Annotated in this window: 13 protein-coding genes and 1 pseudogene; 4 read left to right on the top strand and 10 right to left on the bottom strand. The window is 71.9% G+C overall.

Annotation, left to right across the window (positions count from 1 at the left end):
- Nucleotides 1-59: 59 nt before the first annotated feature.
- The 5 genes and pseudogenes from NRF20_RS27840 to NRF20_RS27820 all read right to left on the bottom strand — a co-directional run bounded on the left by NRF20_RS27840 (nucleotide 60) and on the right by NRF20_RS27820 (nucleotide 5,104).
- Complete coding sequence (locus NRF20_RS27840) at nucleotides 60-1,196, bottom strand: SIS domain-containing protein (RefSeq protein WP_413753476.1); 1,137 nt, start codon at nucleotides 1,194-1,196, stop codon at nucleotides 60-62.
- 58 nt (nucleotides 1,197-1,254) lie between these two features.
- Nucleotides 1,255-1,437, bottom strand: a complete 183-nt coding sequence (locus tag NRF20_RS27835) for a Trm112 family protein (protein WP_030927015.1) — start codon at nucleotides 1,435-1,437, stop codon at nucleotides 1,255-1,257.
- A gap of 252 nt (nucleotides 1,438-1,689) precedes the next feature.
- Entirely contained in the window at nucleotides 1,690-3,063 is a 1,374-nt protein-coding gene (locus tag NRF20_RS27830; protein WP_413754613.1) for a phosphomannomutase/phosphoglucomutase, read from the bottom strand.
- Between the two features lie 171 nt (nucleotides 3,064-3,234).
- Nucleotides 3,235-4,579, bottom strand: a pseudogene (locus NRF20_RS27825) (L-lactate permease); the annotation flags it as partial.
- A gap of 147 nt (nucleotides 4,580-4,726) precedes the next feature.
- Complete coding sequence (locus NRF20_RS27820) at nucleotides 4,727-5,104, bottom strand: DUF3499 domain-containing protein (RefSeq protein WP_266361111.1); 378 nt, start codon at nucleotides 5,102-5,104, stop codon at nucleotides 4,727-4,729.
- A gap of 322 nt (nucleotides 5,105-5,426) precedes the next feature.
- Between NRF20_RS27820 and NRF20_RS27815 the strand changes: the two genes are divergently transcribed.
- Nucleotides 5,427-5,855 carry a metallopeptidase family protein gene (locus NRF20_RS27815; RefSeq protein ID WP_266361110.1) on the top strand — a complete coding sequence of 143 codons (429 nt, stop codon included), beginning with the start codon at nucleotides 5,427-5,429 and terminating at the stop codon, nucleotides 5,853-5,855.
- A gap of 53 nt (nucleotides 5,856-5,908) precedes the next feature.
- Here the strand turns inward: NRF20_RS27815 and NRF20_RS27810 are convergent, their stop codons facing one another.
- The 3 genes from NRF20_RS27810 to NRF20_RS27800 form a co-directional block, all read right to left on the bottom strand.
- Nucleotides 5,909-7,435 (bottom strand): DUF5719 family protein, encoded by a 1,527-nt coding sequence (locus tag NRF20_RS27810; RefSeq protein WP_398630911.1) that lies wholly within the window; start codon nucleotides 7,433-7,435, stop codon nucleotides 5,909-5,911.
- A complete protein-coding gene (locus tag NRF20_RS27805) occupies nucleotides 7,432-11,250 on the bottom strand; it encodes a glycosyltransferase (protein WP_413753475.1) in 3,819 nt (1,272 codons plus the stop codon). Before NRF20_RS27805 ends, NRF20_RS27810 begins: the two co-directional genes overlap by 4 nt.
- Before the next feature lie 302 nt (nucleotides 11,251-11,552).
- Nucleotides 11,553-11,816, bottom strand: coding sequence for a WhiB family transcriptional regulator (locus tag NRF20_RS27800; RefSeq protein WP_030927001.1), 264 nt, complete (start codon nucleotides 11,814-11,816; stop codon nucleotides 11,553-11,555).
- A gap of 698 nt (nucleotides 11,817-12,514) precedes the next feature.
- Here NRF20_RS27800 and NRF20_RS27795 point away from each other — a divergent pair.
- The 3 genes from NRF20_RS27795 to NRF20_RS27785 are packed head-to-tail and all read left to right on the top strand — an operon-like array spanning nucleotide 12,515 to nucleotide 15,349.
- Nucleotides 12,515-13,054 (top strand): cysteine dioxygenase, encoded by a 540-nt coding sequence (locus NRF20_RS27795; protein WP_398630913.1) that lies wholly within the window; start codon nucleotides 12,515-12,517, stop codon nucleotides 13,052-13,054.
- Between the two features lie 13 nt (nucleotides 13,055-13,067).
- On the top strand, nucleotides 13,068-14,024 hold the full coding sequence (cofD, locus tag NRF20_RS27790) for a 2-phospho-L-lactate transferase (RefSeq protein WP_413753474.1): 957 nt from the start codon (nucleotides 13,068-13,070) through the stop codon (nucleotides 14,022-14,024).
- Nucleotides 14,021-15,349, top strand: a complete 1,329-nt coding sequence (locus NRF20_RS27785; protein ID WP_413753473.1) for a coenzyme F420-0:L-glutamate ligase — start codon at nucleotides 14,021-14,023, stop codon at nucleotides 15,347-15,349. The genes cofD and NRF20_RS27785 overlap by 4 nt, the downstream gene beginning before the upstream one ends.
- Nucleotides 15,350-15,425: 76 nt before the next feature.
- Here the strand turns inward: NRF20_RS27785 and NRF20_RS27780 are convergent, their stop codons facing one another.
- Together NRF20_RS27780 and NRF20_RS27775 are read right to left on the bottom strand one after the other, a co-directional pair.
- Nucleotides 15,426-16,424, bottom strand: a complete 999-nt coding sequence (locus tag NRF20_RS27780) for a DNA-3-methyladenine glycosylase family protein (protein ID WP_398630916.1) — start codon at nucleotides 16,422-16,424, stop codon at nucleotides 15,426-15,428.
- Between the two features lie 59 nt (nucleotides 16,425-16,483).
- Nucleotides 16,484-17,575: a nucleotidyltransferase family protein gene (locus NRF20_RS27775; protein WP_266361103.1), complete on the bottom strand. Its 1,092-nt coding sequence runs from the start codon at nucleotides 17,573-17,575 to the stop codon at nucleotides 16,484-16,486.
- Nucleotides 17,576-17,609 lie beyond the last annotated feature (34 nt).

The raw sequence follows: 17,609 nt of genomic DNA, 5'->3' as shown, positions 1-17,609 counted from the left end.
TTCGTCCTTGTGAGATGCGTGGATCGGGGGGTGTGCGTGGTGCGGGTCGACCCGGGCGGTCAGGCGCGGGCTGCCGAGGCGAGAGCCAGGTAGACGGCGGCGAAGTCGGTGACCGCGAGAAGTTCGGCGAGGGCTTCGAGCTCGGTGCCCTCGTCCGGTTCGAGTTCGCTGATCGCCGTGTCGTGGCCGAGAGCCAGTTCGCGGGCGGCGGGCCCGGCGCTCAGGCCGCCGGTGGGGCGGTCGCGGAGCAGTACGACGCGGGCGTGCAGGGGCTCCGGCTCGTCGACCCGGTCGCGGAAGAAGTCGTCGGGGTCGGCCCCGGCGGCGAATGTCCCCGCCAGCAGTGCGCCGTGAGCGGGAAGCGCCTCGGGGAGTTCGGCGGCGAGGGCCGGGCGGCCGGAAAGCTCGGCCAGGACGGCGGCGAATCTGCGGCCGATCGGGGCCGCGGCTTCGCCCTCCGTCCAGATGAGGGGCAGGCTGTCGGCGAGCTCGGCAGCGAGGGTCTTGGCCGGGTTGCTGTACGTGGCGATGGCCGGACCGCAGCGTTCCGCGGTGCGGTCGAGGCGGTCGGCGACGCCCTGCAGCGCCTCGGCGGGCGCGGTGACCAGGCCGACCCGGTCGAGCAGCGCGAGCAGCGGGGTGAACAGGGCCCAGAGCGTGCCGGGGCCCGCGGCCGACGTCTCGGCGTCGTACTCGCCGTGCGGGGCGGAGGCCATCGGTACGACGAGTCCGTGCGCCCCGTCGATCGCCTCGCGCAGCGGTGACTGGCGGGGGGCGACGGCCACGACGCTGCAGCCGCGGCGGTACGCCTGTTCGGCGAGAAGGGAGAGGCCCGGCTCGGAACCGTCGGCCGTGACGATGAGCAGCAGGTCCACGGAGCCGGCCCAGCCGGGCAGCGTCCAGCGCATCGCGCCCGCGGCGGGGGCGACCCCGGTGGGGTGGATGCGGGTGACGGGCGCAGAGGCGCCGGCCAGGGCCGTGATCAGGTCGGCGACGCCGGACGCGGCGGTGCCGGAGCCCGCGACGAGTACGGCGCGGGGACGGCCCTCCGGGTTCAGTGCGGCGATCCCGGCCTCCGCCGCGTGCCGGGCGGCGGTACGGACCCGGGCCCCGGCCTCGGCGGCGCCGCGGAGCAGGCCGCGGCGGTCGGCTCGGGCCAGGGCTTCCGGGGCGTCGAGCAGCGGCTCGTCGAGCATGGGGACGGTCCTCCGATCACGTGCTGATCACCGTGCGGGGCGCGGGGCGCGGATGCCGTTACGCGGGGCGGCGGGCCTCGTCGACGAGGAGGACCGGAATGCCGTCCCGTACCGGGTAGGCCAGGCCGCAATCCGTGCCGGTGCAGACCAGCTCGGGACTGTCGGCTGCCGACCGGTCGTCGAGCGGAGAGTGACAGGCCGGGCAGGCGAGGATCTCCAGAAGGCCGGCTTCGAGCGGCATGGGGTGAGTCCCTTCAAGCATTCGAACAAGCGGTTCGGGCGACGTCAGCCTACCGCCGGGGTGCGGGGTGCGGGGGGCGCGGCCCGGCCCAGGGGGTGGGGGTGGGGCGGGGCGGGCGCCTGCGGCGGGTCTGTTCCCCTACCCGCTCCTTCCCGAACCGGCCCGGGCCGCCCCCGCTCCTCAAACTCCGAAGAAGCTGACATTGCCGGGTGGGCCGGAATCGCTGGACAGGGCGGAACCGCCGGACTCGCCCTACGAGGCCCGTGCCCGGACCAGTGCCAGCACCTCGTCCCGTACCGCCGTCATCGTCTGCTCGTCCCGGGCCTCGACGTTCAGGCGCAGCAGGGGTTCCGTGTTGGAGGCCCGGAGGTTGAACCACCAGTCCGGTCCCGTGACCGTCAGGCCGTCCAGGTCGTCGGTCGTGACACCGTCACGGGGTGCGAAGGATTCACGTACCGCCGCCGTGCGGCCCGGCTGGTCGGCGACCGTGGAGTTGATCTCTCCGGATCCGGTGTAGCGGTCGTACTGGGCGACCAGTTCCGACAGTGCGCCGTCCTGGCCACCCAGCGCGGCCAGGACGTGGAGCGCGGCGAGCATGCCCGTATCGGCGTTCCAGAAGTCACGGAAGTAGTAGTGCGCGGAGTGTTCGCCGCCGAAGATCGCGCCGTGCTCGGCCATCTCCGCCTTGATGAAGGAGTGGCCCACGCGGGTACGGACCGGGGTCCCGCCGTTCTCGCGGACGACCTCGGGGACCGAGAGGGACGTGATCAGGTTGTGAATGACGGTGCCCTTGCCGCCGTTACGGGCGAGTTCGCGGGCCGCGACCAGGGCGGTGATCGCGGACGGGGAGACGCCCGCGCCCCGCTCGTCGACGACGAAGCAGCGGTCGGCGTCGCCATCGAAGGCGAGGCCCAGATCGGCGCCCTCGGCCACGACGCGGGCCTGGAGGTCGACGAGGTTCTTCGGGTCGAGCGGGTTGGCCTCGTGGTTGGGGAACGTGCCGTCGAGCTCGAAGTACATCGGCACGAGGTCGACGGGGAGCTTCGCGAAGACGGTGGGGACGGTGTGGCCGCCCATGCCGTTGCCCGCGTCGACGACGACCTTCAGCGGGCGGATCGATGCGAGGTCGACCAGGGACAGCAGGTGTGCGGCGTAGTCGGGGAGCGTCTCGCGCCCAGTGACGGTGCCGGGGGTGGCGGCCGGTTGCGGTGTGCCGGTCTCGGACCACTTCTCGACCAGGGCGCGGATCTCAAAGAGCCCGGTGTCCTGGCCCACGGGTGCGGCGCCCGCCCGGCAGAGCTTGATGCCGTTGTACTGCGCCGGGTTGTGCGAGGCGGTGAACATCGCACCGGGGAGACCGAGGCTGCCGGAGGCGAAGTACAGCTGGTCGGTCGAGCAGAGGCCGATCAGTGTGACGTCCGCGCCGCGCGCCGCGGCGCCGCGTGCGAAGGCTCCCGAGAGGCCGGGCGACGAGGGCCGCATGTCGTGGCCGATCACGATCGCGTCCGCGCCCGTCACCTCGACGAACGCCGCCCCGAACTGCTCGGCCAGCGATTCGTCCCACTGGTCGGGCACCACTCCGCGCACGTCGTACGCCTTGACGATCTGCGACAGATCAGCAGCCACGGGCCGGTCCTCCTGAGATTTCTGCGGACCGCCCAAACTACCCGGCGGCCGTTCGGGCGGGCCGTGGGGTCTTGCGGCTGTGCGGGGCCCGGCTGTGCGTACGGTGACCGGGGGCGGCCGGGTTGCCGCTTTGCCCTCGTTGCCGGGCGGGGTTGAGTGCCGTGCCGCTCGAGGCAGCATCCAGCCCAGCGCCGTCGTGCTCTGTGCCAGCACGATCAGGCACATCGCAAGCAGCAGTCCCAGGCTCCACGGCAGCACCTTGCGCAGCAGGGCCCCTCGCGTCCGGCCAGGCCGGCCGCCGCGCACGCGATCGTCAGGTTCTGCGGGGAGATCATCTTGCCGAGCACCCCGCCGGAGCTGTTAGCCGCGGCCAGCAGCTCCGGTGAGAGACCCGATTCGCGTGCCGCCGAGACCTGGAGTGCGCCGAAGAGGGCGTTCGCGGAGGTGTCGGAACCGGAGACTGCGACGCCGAACCGAGCACCGGCGAGAGGAAGGCCAGTCCGGCACCTGCCGCGGCCACGAACTGGCCGATCGTGGCGGCCTGCCCGGAGAGGTTCATGACGTACGCGAGTGACCGGCGGGATCTGGGCGACGGAGAAGACGGCGACGACGAGGGCGTACGGGGCGTAGGCTCGCAGCACTTCGCGGTGCGGGTCCTCGCGATCGAGGTCCTCGCTCCGTACGCCGGTCAGGACTGCCGTACGCACCGGCTCCTCGGCCGACCTCCGTGCCCCGGGGACGGCCATCAGCGCTGCCGCGCCCACGAGCGCGGCGGCGATGTCCGCGAGTTGGGCGGAGACGTAATTGGACGCGGCGAACTGGGCCGCGGCGAAGGCGACTTTGCAGACGAGTGCGGGCAGCCAGGTCTCGCGCAGCCCGCGCCTTCCGCCCACCAGGAAGACCAGGATCAGGGGTGCGAGGAGGGCCGGCAGCGGGGTCTGGCGGCCCACGACGGACGCCACGTCGTCCAGCGGCAGCCCGGTGATCTGAGCGAGAGTCACCACGGGGGTGCCCATGGCGCCGAACGCGACCGGTGCGGTGTTGGCCACGAGCGAGACGACGGCCGCCTTCACCGGGTCGAAGCCGAGCGCCACGAGCATCACGGAGGAGATCGCGACGGGCGCACCGAATCCGGCGAGAGCTTCGAGGAGCGCGCCGAAGCAGAAGGCGATGACCAGCGCCTGGATGCGAGGGTCGTCCGAGAGCCTGCCGAAGGAGCGGCGGAGGATGTCGAAGTGCTGGGTACGTACGGTCATCCGGTACACCCAGAGGGCGTTGACGACGATCCACATGATGGGGAAGAGCCCGAAGAGCACGCCTTGAGCGCCTGCGGAGAGGGTCTGGCCGAGGGGCATGCCGTACACGAGCGAGCCGACGGCGAGGCCGACGAGTCCGGCACGGTGTGCCCGCATCCGGACCGCCCGAGCAGCACCAGCACGGTGACCAGGGGAAGCGCCGCGACCAGAGCGGACAGGGCGAGCGAATCGGCTACGGGTTCGAGTTGCCGGACAAACACACAGGCCTCCCCGGATTCCATGATGCGGAAAACCGTTTCTCACGAGTGAAGGAATGGTCGTGTTCACGACAAATTTGGCTCAATGGCCCGTGCACGAAAACCTGAACGGGAAATCACGGGCGAGGCGCGCCGAACGGCACGGCGTACTCAGGACTCCGGTGAGCGCAGCACCCGCAGATGGCCGCGGCGAGCGACCTCCACCGGGTTCGCGGTCTGCGGACCGCCGCCCCTGCCGTCGGCTCCGCGGTCGTGCGGTCGCGCCGCTTCCCGTACGGCATTGGCAAGCGCTTCGAGGTCGTCACCGCTGGGGCGCGTGGGAGCGGAGGGGTCGGAGAGCCTGACGACCTCCCAGCCACGTGGCGCGGTCAGCCGCTCGCTGTGCTCGGCACAGAGGTCGTAGCAGTGGGGCTCGGCGTAGGTGGCGAGCGGGCCGAGGACCGCAGTCGAGTCGGCATAGACGTACGTCAGTGTCGCGACGGCAGGGCGGCCGCACGCGGTGCGCGAACAGCGACGTACAGGGCTCACGATGTTGGACGGTACCGCACTCTTGAGCGGGCTGCGACGACTCTCCCTCAGGTCACCCCACCGTGTCGCCCTGTGACCTCCGGCACAACCGCCTTCCGGACAGTCCTTCTGACCTGCGGAGGAACCCGGAGGCGCAGACCGTATCGGCAACGATTGCGGTCACCACTCGGCACAAAAGCTGTCATTCAGCAGGAGATCAATGGTCAGGAGCTGGGCCTGAAACGGGCTCCCGTTTGGCCGGATTGTTCAGGATTGGACATGCCGACGCCCCGTCAGGGAGCAGCGATCCACCTGCGCCGCAGAGAGTTACCCTGCGTCAGTGATGGACAGTCCCGTACCTCCCCACCAGTCCGAGCCACGCCCACGCCGTCGTGACCGCCATGGCCGCGGCATGCGCGGGCCCGTCGCCCCGCCCCAGGTGCCGCTCTCGGCCAGCAGGGCGGAGAACTTCCGTGATCTCGTGCAGGATTCGGTGGAACGGCTGGAGCGGCGCTGGCCGCAGCTGGCCGATGTCGACTTCATGGTGCTCGATGTGCCGGGGGCTCAGGAGGAGACCGTACCGCTGGGGCGTGCAGTCTCGGCGGAGAAGGACCGGCCCGCGCAGATCATCATCTACCGGCGGCCCGTCGAGATCCGCACCAAGAACCGCGACGAGCGCGCCCTGCTGGTGCACGAGGTCGTGGTGGAGCAGGTCGCGGACCTGCTCGGTCTTTCGCCGGAGTCGGTCGATCCGCGGTACGGGCAGGAGTAGGAGCGGCGGTACGAGCGGGCCGGCTCCCGGTCCCACCCGTACCGCCCGCCCGCTCAGTCGTCCAGGACCGACAGGTCCTGCTCGACCGCGGGCACCTCGACCGTTCCGGCGTCGTCCGGCAGGGTCTGCACGGTGAACATCTGGATGCCGTCCTGCGGCAGGGCGAGCATGCGTGCGGCGTGGACCGGGCCGCCCGACTGCGTCTCCACCGTCAGCGCGTAGCCGCCCTTGAGCCCGGACGGTACGGGCGGGGTGACCGCGAGCGTCGTACCGCCCTTGACCGTGTACGTCTTGACGGTCTGTTCGCCGCCCCCACTGCCCGCGGAGGCGGTTACCTTCACGGTGGCGGTGGCGCCCGGCGCGGTGAGCGAGAGGGTGGAGCCCTTGGCCCGGTTGTCGGCCGCGGTCGCCTGTGCACCCACCGGGCCGGTCGCCGGGATGTAGCCGACCTCCTGCGCGTCGCCCTTGCCGCGGACCACACGCAGCGCGGCCACCACCGGGGTGCCCTTTCCGCCCCGGGCCGGGGTGAGCAGCAGGGAGCCGGCTTCGCCCCTGGTGACGTCCTTCAGGTCGACGCCCGCGGTCATCCTCGACTTGACGTGGAGCTCCTCGTGTCCGGCCGGGGAGATCGCACCGGTCTTGCCGAGCAGTTTCACCGTCAGATCGGCGTCGCCGTCGCCGGGTGCGAACGCCACCAGGCGGACCGAGGTGGCGTCCGCCGGGATGCCGGGGAGCACCAGGGTGCCCGTCGGGTCGGCCGAGGCTGCCAGCCAGTCGCTGCCGGCCTCTTCGTCCGCGGCCCTGACGACCGCGCCGACGCGTCCGGTACGGGTGGTGACGTGGACGGTCACGTCCTCGGCCACCTCACTGGTCAGCGTGGAGATCAGGACCGGGACACTGGACCGGGCGGGCACCGTGATGCCCTCGCCCACATCGGACTTGAGAGTGCCGTCCGGACCGTACAGCTCGATGTCGGCGACGGCCGCGGTGTCGTCCGGGTTGGTGAGGTGGACGTAGTCCTCGCGGGACTTCGCGGTGCTCGCGGCCGGGAACCAGAAGTCCGTGTCGGGTCCGGTGCAGCTGACGCCGAGCAGGCCGCGGGCACCGCCCGCCTCGACCGTGGTGGTCTGCTGGGTGGTCCAGCCAGGGGCCAGGCGGCCGGTGGCGGTGCCGACCAGCGCGGGGGCGTTGGCGCCGGACTCGTCGGCGGTGGCCGGCTTGCCGGGCTCCTTGAGGGAGACGACCGGCTTTCCGGGATCCTCCTTCGCCTTGTCCTTCTTGCCCTTGTTCCCGTCCTTGTCCGTGGCGTCGTCGGCCGTCGCGGACGTGGACTGCTTCAGTTCGGCCGTACCGGCCTCGCCGCCGCTGCCGCCCGCCGGGGTGAACGACGTGTATGTCGTCTCCGCGAGGTCCGAGAGACCGGGCGCCGGGCAGAGCAGGCTGGACCGTTCCACCGGCAGCCGGGTGGCGGACTTCGCCTCCGTCGTGCCCCCGTCGCCGGGCGCGGTGAGCGCGGCGAAGCCGGTGACGGCGGCGAGGGCGACGGTGCCCGCGATGAGGGACAGGCTGGTGGACTTCACTCGGACTCGCCTCGCGATGCGTTACCGGTCGGCCACGGGTTCTGGCCCGGGGCGGGGTTCTCGTCGGGGTTCTGCGGGTCGTACTGGCCCTGTTGGCCGCCCTGTTGGCCGCCCTGTTGGCCGTAGTGGGCCTGGGGGTCGTACGGAGCCTGGGGGTCGTACTGCGGGGGTTGGGGGGCGTACTGCGGGGGTTGGGGGGCGTACTGGGCCTGCGGGTCGTACTGCTGCTGCGCGTAGCCGTACGGGTCGTAGGCGTGCTGCTGGTACGGGTCGGCGGTCGCCTGGTGCTCCTGCTGCGTGCCGTACTGGCCGTCCTGGTACTGCTCGCCCTGGTACTGCTGGTAGTCGGCGCCCTGGTACTGCTGCGCGTCCCATTCTGCGTACTGCTGCTGCGGCACCGCCGCGTACTGACCGCTGTCGGCCTGCGGGGCGAACGCGTCCTGGTCGTCGGTCTGCTGCGGATGCGGTTCGGCCGTCTGCTGTACGGGGATGTACTCCCCCGCCGCCGCCTCGGCACTCCCGGCCGGCTCCGACTCGGCCTCCGCCTCCGCCTGGGCGGCCGCGCGCAGCCTGCGTGCCCGGCGCCCCTCGCCCGCGACCGGCTCCGCGGGGGCTGCCATGGCCTCCTCGGGCAGGTCGTCGTCGATCTCCCGGCGGCGGCCGGGCAGGGCGAGGACCACCAGGACCACGGCCAGCGCGGCCTGGGCCCAGATCCAGGCGGTGTGGGTGAGCGGGGTGTTGTACGTGAGGTCCAGGGTGCCGCCCTCGGCGGGGAGCTCGAAGCCCTGGGCCCAGCCGTCGACGGTCTTCCGGGTCAGGGCGCGCCCGTTGAGCGTGGCCTCCCACCCGGGGTCGGCGGCATCGGCGATCCGCAGCACCCGGCCGGAGCCGCCTGCCGGAATCTCTGTGTGCGCCTCGACGGGGAGGGAGCCCACGGGCAGCGGTTCGGCGTCGGCGCCGGACGGGATGATCATGACGCGGGCGACCTGCCGGTCGACCCGCCACAGCGCACTGCCGTCCAGCTGGCTCAGCCGGCTGAGGCCCGGGGTCGCGTCGAGGACCCGGCTCATCTCCTTCGGAGCGCCGTCCCGTACCAGTACGTAACGGATCGCGAATCCGCTGAGCTGGCTGCCCTGGTCGGCGCCGGAGCCCGCGACCAGATTGGTGACGACCTTGTCGAGGTGGCTGTTGCTGCCGCCCGCCTCGGCCAGTTCCGCGTCACCGAGCCGCGCGCCGGAGCCGCGTACCAGGGTGTAGGAGACGGCGGCGGGCGATGTGCCGTCGAGGACCAGGGTGCGCGGCTGGTCGCGGGTGGTGCTCTCCTCCGCGACGAACGCGGGCACCTGCACCGGGTCGCGGCGCTCCAGCGGGCCCGCGGCGCCGCCGATCATCCAGCCGGCGGCGGCCAGCACCGGGGCGAGGCCCGCGGCGAGAGCGATCAGTGCGGCGACGGGCTGGCGCCAGCCGAAGCTGAGCTCGGCGACGCGTACCCGGGCGCCGTCCGCGCCGACCAGCGCGGCGGCGATCAGTGCGATGCCGTAGACGAGGGTGGCGGGGCCCGCCCAGCCCGAGCCGTTGGCGAGAACGGCGAAGACCAGTGCCACGAGCGCGACCACCCACGCGGTGCGTACCGCGAACTGCCGCTCCCCGCGCAGCAGCGCCGCCAGCGCGGCGAACACGATGCCGAGCAGCAGCACACCGCCCGCGGCCTTGGGGCCGCCGGGGCTGATGCCGAGCAGGTCGAGTGCGGAGGCCGTGCCCGTACCGATCTCCAGGCCCGCCTCCTTCAGGAAGCCGGACGGGCTGGTGAGGAGCGACAGCGACCAGGGCGCGAGAACCAGCAGCGGGGTGCCGATCGCGGCGAGGAAGCGGAGCCCGTACGCGGCGATGTCGTCGCGGCGCAGTGCGAGCGCCCCGATGCCGAGGACCACGGCGAGCGGCCAGACGATGGGCGTGAAGGCCATCGCGACGGTGAGGAGCAGGGTGTACGCCCAGGTGGCGCGCCAGCTGCCGCGGGCGTCGCCGACGGCGCGCATGCCGTGCGCGGAGACGGCGGCACGGGCGATCAGTGGGAGCAGGACGGCCAGTACGGCGGTGCCGAGGCGGCCCGTCGCCAGTGCGCCGGTCGCAGCGGGCAGGAAGGCGTACGCGATGCTCGCCCAGGCCCGCAGCAGCCTTGATTCGAGCAGCGGCCGGGAGACGAAGTACGCGGTGAGCCCGGCGAGCGGGACCGAGCAGACCAGCAGCAGCGTGAGCGCGAAGCCGGTCGAGCCGAGGAACAGCGCGGACAGGGCCGAGATGACGGCGAGGTAGGGCGGTGCGGTCTGCGTGCCGCCGGTACCGACCGTGTGCCAGCCGTCCGCGTACCTGCCCCACAGGTCGGAGACGTCGGCGGGCGCGGGCAGCAGTGCGCCGCCCACCAGCGCTCCGCCACCGAGCAGGCTGCGGCAGGCGACGAGCGAGGCGAACAGCAGAAGGGCGAAGAGCACCGGGCCCGGCTTGCGCCCGATCCGCTTCAGCCGCGCGAACTGCTCGATCTCCAGGAAATCGGCGTCGTCGCCACCGGGACCGGACTCCACGGCGCCGTGCCGTGAGCCGCCCGAGTCGGCATCGGAACCACCGCCGAAGTTTCCTGCGACCTGCTCGACGGTGGCACGGACGGTGGCACCGGGCGGCGGGAAGAGACCGCGCAGTTCGGCCTGGTCGACGGCGCCCTTGCCGCGGCTGCGCCGGGCCGAGAGGATCCGCCCGGGGCGCAGCAGGGTGCCGAAGAGCCCGGCGACCTCGTCAAGGGCCTGGCCGGGCACCTTGCCGACGAGATAGGCGAGGGTACGCAGCAGGGTGCCGAGGACGAGCCGGAGCATCACCCAGGGCAGGGCCTTGGCGCGTGCGTTGACCAGCATCGTGTAGACGGCGCCGGCCTTGTCGACACGGTGCGGGGAGGCGACCGAACGTCCTGCGCAGTCGATGGGGCGGCGCTCGCGGGCGGAGGCCTCGGCGTGCCTGAGGACGGCGTCGGGGGCGACGAGCACCCGGTGTCCGGCGGTGTGCGCGCGCCAGCACAGGTCGACGTCGTCACGCATCAGCGGGAGCCCGCGGTCGAACCCGCCGAGCTCCTCCCAGATGTCACGGCGGATCAGCATGCCCGCGGTGGAGACGGAGAGCACGGTACGGACCTGGTCGTGCTGGCCCTGGTCCTGCTCGCGCCGGTCGAGTCCGGTCCAGCGGCGACCGCTGTTGGCGATGGAGACGCCGACTTCGAGCAACTGCTTGCGGTCGTACCAGCCGCGGAGCTTGGGGCCGACGATCGCGGCGTGCGGGTCGGCGTCGACGACGCGCAGCATCTCGGCGAGCGCGTCGGGTTCGGGTGCGCAGTCGTCGTGGAGCAGCCAGAGCCACTGCACCGGTTCGCCGTGAGGCAGTTCGGGCAGGTCGTACGCGTCGTCGCGCCAGGACCTGCTGACGGGGTCCCAGCTGTTGGGGCGCCTCAGGTACGGCAGGTCCTCGGGGGTGAGGACGCCGGCCGTGCGGGTCGCCTCGTCGACGGCGGTGCCGAAGCTCGTACGGCGCGCGAGGTGCAGGACGCGTTCGGCGCCGAGGGCCTCGGTGACCAGCCGCGCGGAGTCGTCGGCGCTGCCGGTGTCGGCGGCGACGACGTTCTGTACGGGGCGTTCCTGCCCGAGCAGCCCGGCGAGCGCGTCGGGCAGCCAGCGCGCGCCGTCGTGGGAGACGAGCACGGCGGTGACGACATGCCGGGGGAACTCTGGGGCGGCGGCAGCCGCGTACGGCGCCGTCGATTGGCTGTGCACGGACATCGAGGTACGGGCCCTCCGGCCGGGTCCGGGGGGCGTCCCCCCGGGGGCTGCATCGGTGTACACGCGCGCTCCGTCGGGGCGTTGGCGCGTCTCGGACGGGGCCCCACACTAACGGTACGGATAACCGCGGTGCCGCCGAGCGGTTGAACGAGGGCCGTGACGGGGCGGTGGTGGAGCGGCGGGCACAGTGATGGCCCGTCGCCTGCGGGGGGGGGCAGGCAACGGGCCATGATCGGTCGCGGCCCGGTGGGCGGCCGGTGCGCGCTTCGTAAGCGGTGTTCTGTTGTTCCGGTGGTCCGCGGTCAGACGGCGGCCTTCTTCAGGCGGCGCCGTTCACGTTCCGAAAGGCCGCCCCAGATTCCGAACCGTTCATCATTGGAAAGCGCGTACTCAAGGCATTCGGACCGGACTTCACAGGCGAGACAGACCTTCTTGGCCTCGCGGGTGGATCCGCCCTTCTCGGGGAAGAAGGACTCGGGATCGGTCTGGGCGCACAGCGCGCGCTCCTGCCAGCCGAGTTCCTCGTCCGCGTCCTCGACCAGCAGTTGCTGGAACAGCTCGGTCATGTGCGCCCCTCGTCTGTCTCTTGCGTCCCCGTGATGCAGCCGTTACTGATTGCGGCCGAACGACACGAGTGAAATTACAAGTGTGTAGCTCCAGGCCAGTCAAGCGAAGATCTGCTATTGGCCCCGGTATTCACTCTGCGGAACCAAGGGTATGCGGAAAGTGTGCAAATCACCAAAAACCTGACATATGCCACGGGGCTCACCGCACCCCCCTCTCACCGAGTGAGACGATCGGAGCCACCCTCATGTTTCGATTCGATCACCGAAGCGATCAAGATCACAGTCGGGTCACGAGGCCTCAATGACGTTTGAGGACACGGTTGATGCGCCACATCTCCGCCGCGACGGGTGCACAAACCTTTCCCTGCCCGCAGTAACCGGATGAGGTGAAACATTACCCCCAAATCGGGCATCGGGTTGACAGCAGAGGGCCGAGCCGGTCTCCTTGACTGCATGCCAGCGACCGCAGCGATGTACGCCACCCACGTCCGTGGGTTCCGCACCGCTGTCCAGGCGCGCTGTTGCTGTTCCAGCTGTCACAGCTGTTGATGCCGTAGGGCACCGGCTCTGATCCAGCCCCTCCTTTGCAGAGCTTCTCGCAGAGCGTCCCCGTAGAGCTTCCTCTCTGCACCTGCGCGGCTCTCCGGTCTCCGAGACACCCCGCACATGCACCCCCATGCCGAGGAACCACCGCTTCCATGAACAGCGACAGCGACCTTCAGATCGCCGGCGACATCCTCGAGGTCCAGCACCTCCTCCAGCCGGCCCCCGAGCACCCCTCCACCGTGGCCGAGTTCGTCGGACTCGCCCGCAGCATCGCCGCCGACCGCGCGCAGTGGGCACCGCTCGTCCGGTACGACACCACTACCCGCTGGTACCACCGGCTGCGCACAGTTCCCCAAGCTCTCGGCTCCGCTCGAGCAGGGGAGACCCCGCTTGGTTACGAGGTCTGGCTGCTCAGCTGGGTGCCCGGCCAGGGCAGCGGGCGCCACGACCACGGTCCGTCCTCCGGCGTACTGACGGTCCTGGACGGTCGGTTGACCGAGCAGACCGAGCGCGGGACGCGGACGCTGGACTCGGGCGCGCAGCGCGTCTTCGCGCCCGGCTATGTGCACGAAGTGGTCAACGACTCTCTCGAACCGGCGGTCAGTCTGCACATCTACTACCCGGGTCTGACCGAGATGCCGATGCACGCGGCGCAATGCGCCCCGGCGGCCATGGATGTCGTACCCGCCTGACAAACTGCTGTACATGCGCATTGTGGTTCTGGCCGGCGGTATCGGTGGTGCTCGTTTTCTGCGTGGCCTCAAGCAGGCCGCACCCGACGCGGACATCACGGTGATCGGCAACACCGGTGACGACATCCATCTGTTCGGGCTGAAGGTCTGCCCCGACCTCGACACCGTGATGTACACCCTCGGCGGTGGCATCAACGAGGAGCAGGGCTGGGGGCGTACGGACGAGAGCTTCCAGGTCAAGGAGGAGCTCGCGGCCTATGGCGTGGGGCCCGAATGGTTCGGGCTCGGCGACCGCGACTTCGCGACGCATATCGTCCGTACGCAGATGCTGGGCGCGGGCTATCCGCTGAGCGCCGTCACCGAGGCGCTCTGTGCACGCTGGAAGCCGGGGGTCCGGCTGCTGCCGATGTCCGACGACCGGGTCGAGACGCATGTGGCGGTCGACATGGACGGCGAGCGCAGGGCGATCCACTTCCAGGAGTACTGGGTGAAGCTGCGCGCCTCGGTCGAGGCGCAGGCGGTCGTGCCGGTCGGCGCCGAGCAGGCCAAGCCGGCGCCGGGCGTGCTGGAGGCCATCGCCGACGCCGATGTCATCCTCTTCCCGCCGTCCAACCCCGTGGTGTCGGTGGGGACGATTCTTGCCGTGCCCGGCATCCGGGAGGCGATCGCCGACGCCGGGGTGCCGGTCGTCGGCCTCTCCCCCATCGTCGGGGACGCGCCCGTGCGCGGTATGGCGGACAAGGTGCTCGCCGCGGTGGGCGTCGAGTCGACGGCTTCGGCCGTGGCCACGCACTACGGTTCCGGGCTGCTCGACGGGTGGCTCGTCGACACGGTGGACGCCGGGGCGGTCGCCGCGGTGGAGGCCGCGGGCATCCGCTGCCGGTCCGTGCCGCTGATGATGACCGATGTCGACGCGACGGCGGAGATGGCCCGGCAGGCGTTGGTGCTGGCCGAGGAGGTACGGGCATGAGCGCCGAGTCCTCCGGTTCTTCCCCGGTGCCGTCCTACCGGGTCTGGGCGCTGCCCGGGATGCCCGAGGTGCAGGCCGGGGACGATCTGGCGAAGCTGATCGCCGCCACCGAGCCGGGGCTGGCCGACGGCGATGTCCTGCTGGTCACCTCGAAGATCGTCTCCAAGGCGGAGGGCCGGATCGTCGAGGCCACCGACCGGGAGGCGGCGATCGACGCAGAGACGGTACGGGTGGTGGCGCGGCGCGGCACGCTGCGGATCGTCGAGAACCGGCAGGGTCTCGTCATGGCCGCGGCCGGGGTCGATGCCTCGAACACCCCCGCCGGAACGGTGCTGTTGCTGCCCGAGGACCCGGACGCTTCGGCGCGCGCCATCCGGGACGGGCTGCGGGACACCCTCGGCGTCGAGGTCGGGGTCGTCGTCACGGACACTTTCGGGCGCCCGTGGCGCAACGGGCTGACCGATGTCGCGATCGGGGCGGCCGGGGTCCTGGTGCTGGACGATCTGCGCGGCGGTACGGACGCGTACGGCAATCCGCTGAGCGCGACCGTGGTCGCCACCGCCGATGAGCTGGCCTCGGCCGGTGATCTGGTCAAGGGCAAGGCCTCGGGGCTGCCCGTCGCCGTGGTGCGAGGGCTCGGTCATGTCGTGGACCCGACGGATTCCGCGGGCGGTGCCCGGGCGATGGTGCGGGTCGCGGCCGACGACATGTTCCGGCTCGGTACGTCGGAAGCGGTACGGGAAGCGGTGACCCTGCGGCGTACGGTGCGCGAGTTCACCGACGATCCGGTGGACCCTGGGGCGGTGCGGCGGGCCGTGGCCGCGGCGGTGACGGCGCCGGCGCCGCATCACACGACGCCGTGGCGGTTCGTCCTGCTGGAGTCCGAGGAGTCGCGGACCCGGCTTCTCGACGCGATGCGGGACGCCTGGATCGCGGATCTTCGCCGGGACGGCCGGAACGAGGAGTCGATCGCGAAGCGGGTGCGGCGGGGCGATGTGCTGCGCCGGGCGCCGTACCTGGTGGTGCCGTGTCTGGTGATGGACGGCTCCCACACGTACGGGGACGAGCGGCGGGACACCGCGGAGCGCGAGATGTTCGTGGTCGCCGCGGGTGCGGGTATCCAGAACTTCCTGGTGGCGCTGGCGGGCGAGCGGCTCGGCTCGGCGTGGGTGTCGTCGACGATGTTCTGCCGCGATGTGGTGCGTGAGGTGCTGGACCTGCCGGGGTCGTGGGATCCGTTGGGGGCGGTCGCGGTGGGGCGGGCGGCGGCCCGGCCCGTGGCTCGGGCGGGGCGGGATGCGGAGGGGTTCGTCGCGGTGCGGTGAGGTGGTGGGGGTGGATGCTTCTTCTGCCCGCCGCTTCCATGAACCGGGGCTCTGCCCCGGGGCCCGGTCCGTGCCGTTACAGGCGCGCGATGTCGCCCCGGGTCATTCGAGGGGCCCGGCGGGGTGGGGTGTGGCCCGACAGGAGGATGAGGCGGGTGGCTCGGTGGCGTTGGCCCTCGTAGGGGGTGAGGAGGGCCAGCATTTCTTCGTCGTCGGCGTTTCTGTTGCCTGCCAGGGCGTGGCCGACGATGCCGGGGAGGTGGAGATCGCCGACCGTGACCGCGTCCGCCGCGCCGTTTGACCGTTGGAGGGTCTCGGCCGAGGTCCAGGGGCCGATGCCGGGGATCAGTTCCAGGCGGGCCATGGCCTCCGGGAGCTCCATGGCAGCCGCCTCCTCCAGGCGGCGGGCCACGCGTACCGCGCGCAGGATCGTGGCCGAGCGTTTGGCGTCGACGCCTGCGCGGTGCCATTCCCAGGACGGGATCAGGGACCAGGTGCGGGCGTCCGGCATGACGTGCAGGCCGAGGGTGGTGAACGCGGCGTGGTCCGTGGGACCGGGCGCCGGGGTGCCGTGCTTGCGGACCAGGTAGCGCCAGGCGCGGTAGGCCTCGTCCGTGGTGACCTTCTGTTCGAGGATCGACGGGATCAGGGACTCCATGACCAGGCCGGTGCGCAGCAGGCGCAGGCCGGGGCGGCGGTGCCGGGTCAGGGCGAGCAGCCGGTGGCGCGGGCGGAAGGCGTCCGGGTCGTCCGTCGCGCCGAGCAGCGTCGGGAGCCCGTCCAGCAGCCAGGGTGCGCCCGGTCCCCAGGCCGCCGCCTCGATCCGGCCGTCCCGGGCCGTGACGCGGAGGGTTCCGGGGCCCGCGGGTGTGCGGCCGGCCCGCCAGACGGCGCCGTCCCGGGTCATCCGGAAGGTGGGGTCGGCGGGGCCGCGGCGCAGCGGGCCGAGGACCAGGCGCAGGTCGAGCGGGCCGGGCGGGGTCCAGTCGCGGGTCAGCGCGTCCGTCGCCGGAGCCGCCGCCTGGTGGGGGACTGCCGCGCGAGGGGCACTGCGGGGTGCGAATCGTCCTGCCACGGTGAGGTCCTCGGTCGTCGGGGTGCCTGTCGAGGGTAAGCGCAGTGGCGGGTGGCCGGTTATTCGTCCGACGAGAAACGCACCGCGGCGTCCGGCAAGACCGCCCCGCACCAGATGCGGATGCCGTCGCGCAGTTCGTTGTCGGCGCCGACCCGGGCTCCGTCCCCGATGACCGCGCCGGTCAGCACCGTACGGCTGCCGATCCTGGCACCGGCTCCGACCAGCGAGTCCGTGATCACTGCCCCCGGTTCGACGACCGCGCCGGCCAGGACCGCGGACCCGTCGATCCGGGCTCCTTCGCCGATCAGGGCGCCCTCGCCGATGACCGTACCGCCGCTGAGTTTCGCGTCGGTGGCGACGGAGGCCGTCGGCAGGACGAGCTGGTCGCCGCACCGGCCGGGGACGGCCGGGGATGGTGCGCGGCCCAGGACCAGGTCGGCGGAGCCGCGTACGAAGGCCTGCGGGGTGCCGAGGTCCAGCCAGTACGTGGAGTCGACCATGCCCTGGAGGTGTGCGCCGGAGGCGAGCAGTCCGGGGAAGGTCTCGCGCTCGACGGAGACCGGCCGGCCGGCCGGGATGGTGTCGATGACCGACCGACGGAAGATGTACGCCCCCGCGTTGATCTGGTCGGTGACCATCTCCTCGGGTGTCTGGGGCTTCTCCAGGAACGCGGTGACCCTGCCGGTGTCGTCCGTCGGTACGAGACCGAAGGCGCGCGGGTCCTCGACCCGGGTGAGGTGGAGGGAGACATCCGCTCCGGATGTGGTGTGCGAGGCGACCAGCGTCCGGATGTCGAGGCCGGTGAGGATGTCGCCGTTGAAGATGAGCACCGGTTCGTCGGGGCCTGCCGTGAGCCGGGACGCGACGTTGCGTATCGCTCCGCCGGTGCCGAGCGGTTCGCGTTCGGTGACGTACTCGATGTGGAGACCGAGCGACGAACCGTCGCCGAAGTACGGTTCGAAGACCTCCGCCAGATAGGACGTCGCGAGCACGATGTGCTCGACCCCGGCGGCCCGGGCGCGCGCCAGCTGGTGCGTGAGGAACGGGACGCCCGCCGCCGGAACCATGGGCTTGGGAGTGTGCACCGTGAGCGGGCGCAGCCTGGTTCCCTTGCCGCCGACCAGGAGGATCGCTTCTCTTGCCTCTGTCACAGCGCTGACTCTGCTTCCTGGTGGGGCCTGGTCC

Source organism: Streptomyces sp. R-74717 (genome assembly GCF_047305335.1).
GTDB classification, from domain to species: Bacteria; Actinomycetota; Actinomycetes; order Streptomycetales; family Streptomycetaceae; genus Streptomyces; species Streptomyces atratus.
Note: the sequence above shows the minus strand (reverse complement) of the source record. Positions and strands in the feature narration are given on the sequence as shown.

Coding starts and splice junctions, on each gene's coding strand:
- cofD (WP_413753474.1), top strand. CDS start 13,068: ATGCGCATTGTGGTTCTGGCCGGCGGTATCGGTGGTGCTCGTTTTCTG.
- NRF20_RS27835 (WP_030927015.1), bottom strand. CDS start 1,437: ATGCCGCTCGAAGCCGGCCTTCTGGAGATCCTCGCCTGCCCGGCCTGT.
- NRF20_RS27800 (WP_030927001.1), bottom strand. CDS start 11,816: ATGACCGAGCTGTTCCAGCAACTGCTGGTCGAGGACGCGGACGAGGAA.
- NRF20_RS27805 (WP_413753475.1), bottom strand. CDS start 11,250: ATGTCCGTGCACAGCCAATCGACGGCGCCGTACGCGGCTGCCGCCGCC.
- NRF20_RS27840 (WP_413753476.1), bottom strand. CDS start 1,196: ATGCTCGACGAGCCGCTGCTCGACGCCCCGGAAGCCCTGGCCCGAGCC.
- NRF20_RS27795 (WP_398630913.1), top strand. CDS start 12,515: ATGAACAGCGACAGCGACCTTCAGATCGCCGGCGACATCCTCGAGGTC.
- NRF20_RS27815 (WP_266361110.1), top strand. CDS start 5,427: ATGGACAGTCCCGTACCTCCCCACCAGTCCGAGCCACGCCCACGCCGT.
- NRF20_RS27785 (WP_413753473.1), top strand. CDS start 14,021: ATGAGCGCCGAGTCCTCCGGTTCTTCCCCGGTGCCGTCCTACCGGGTC.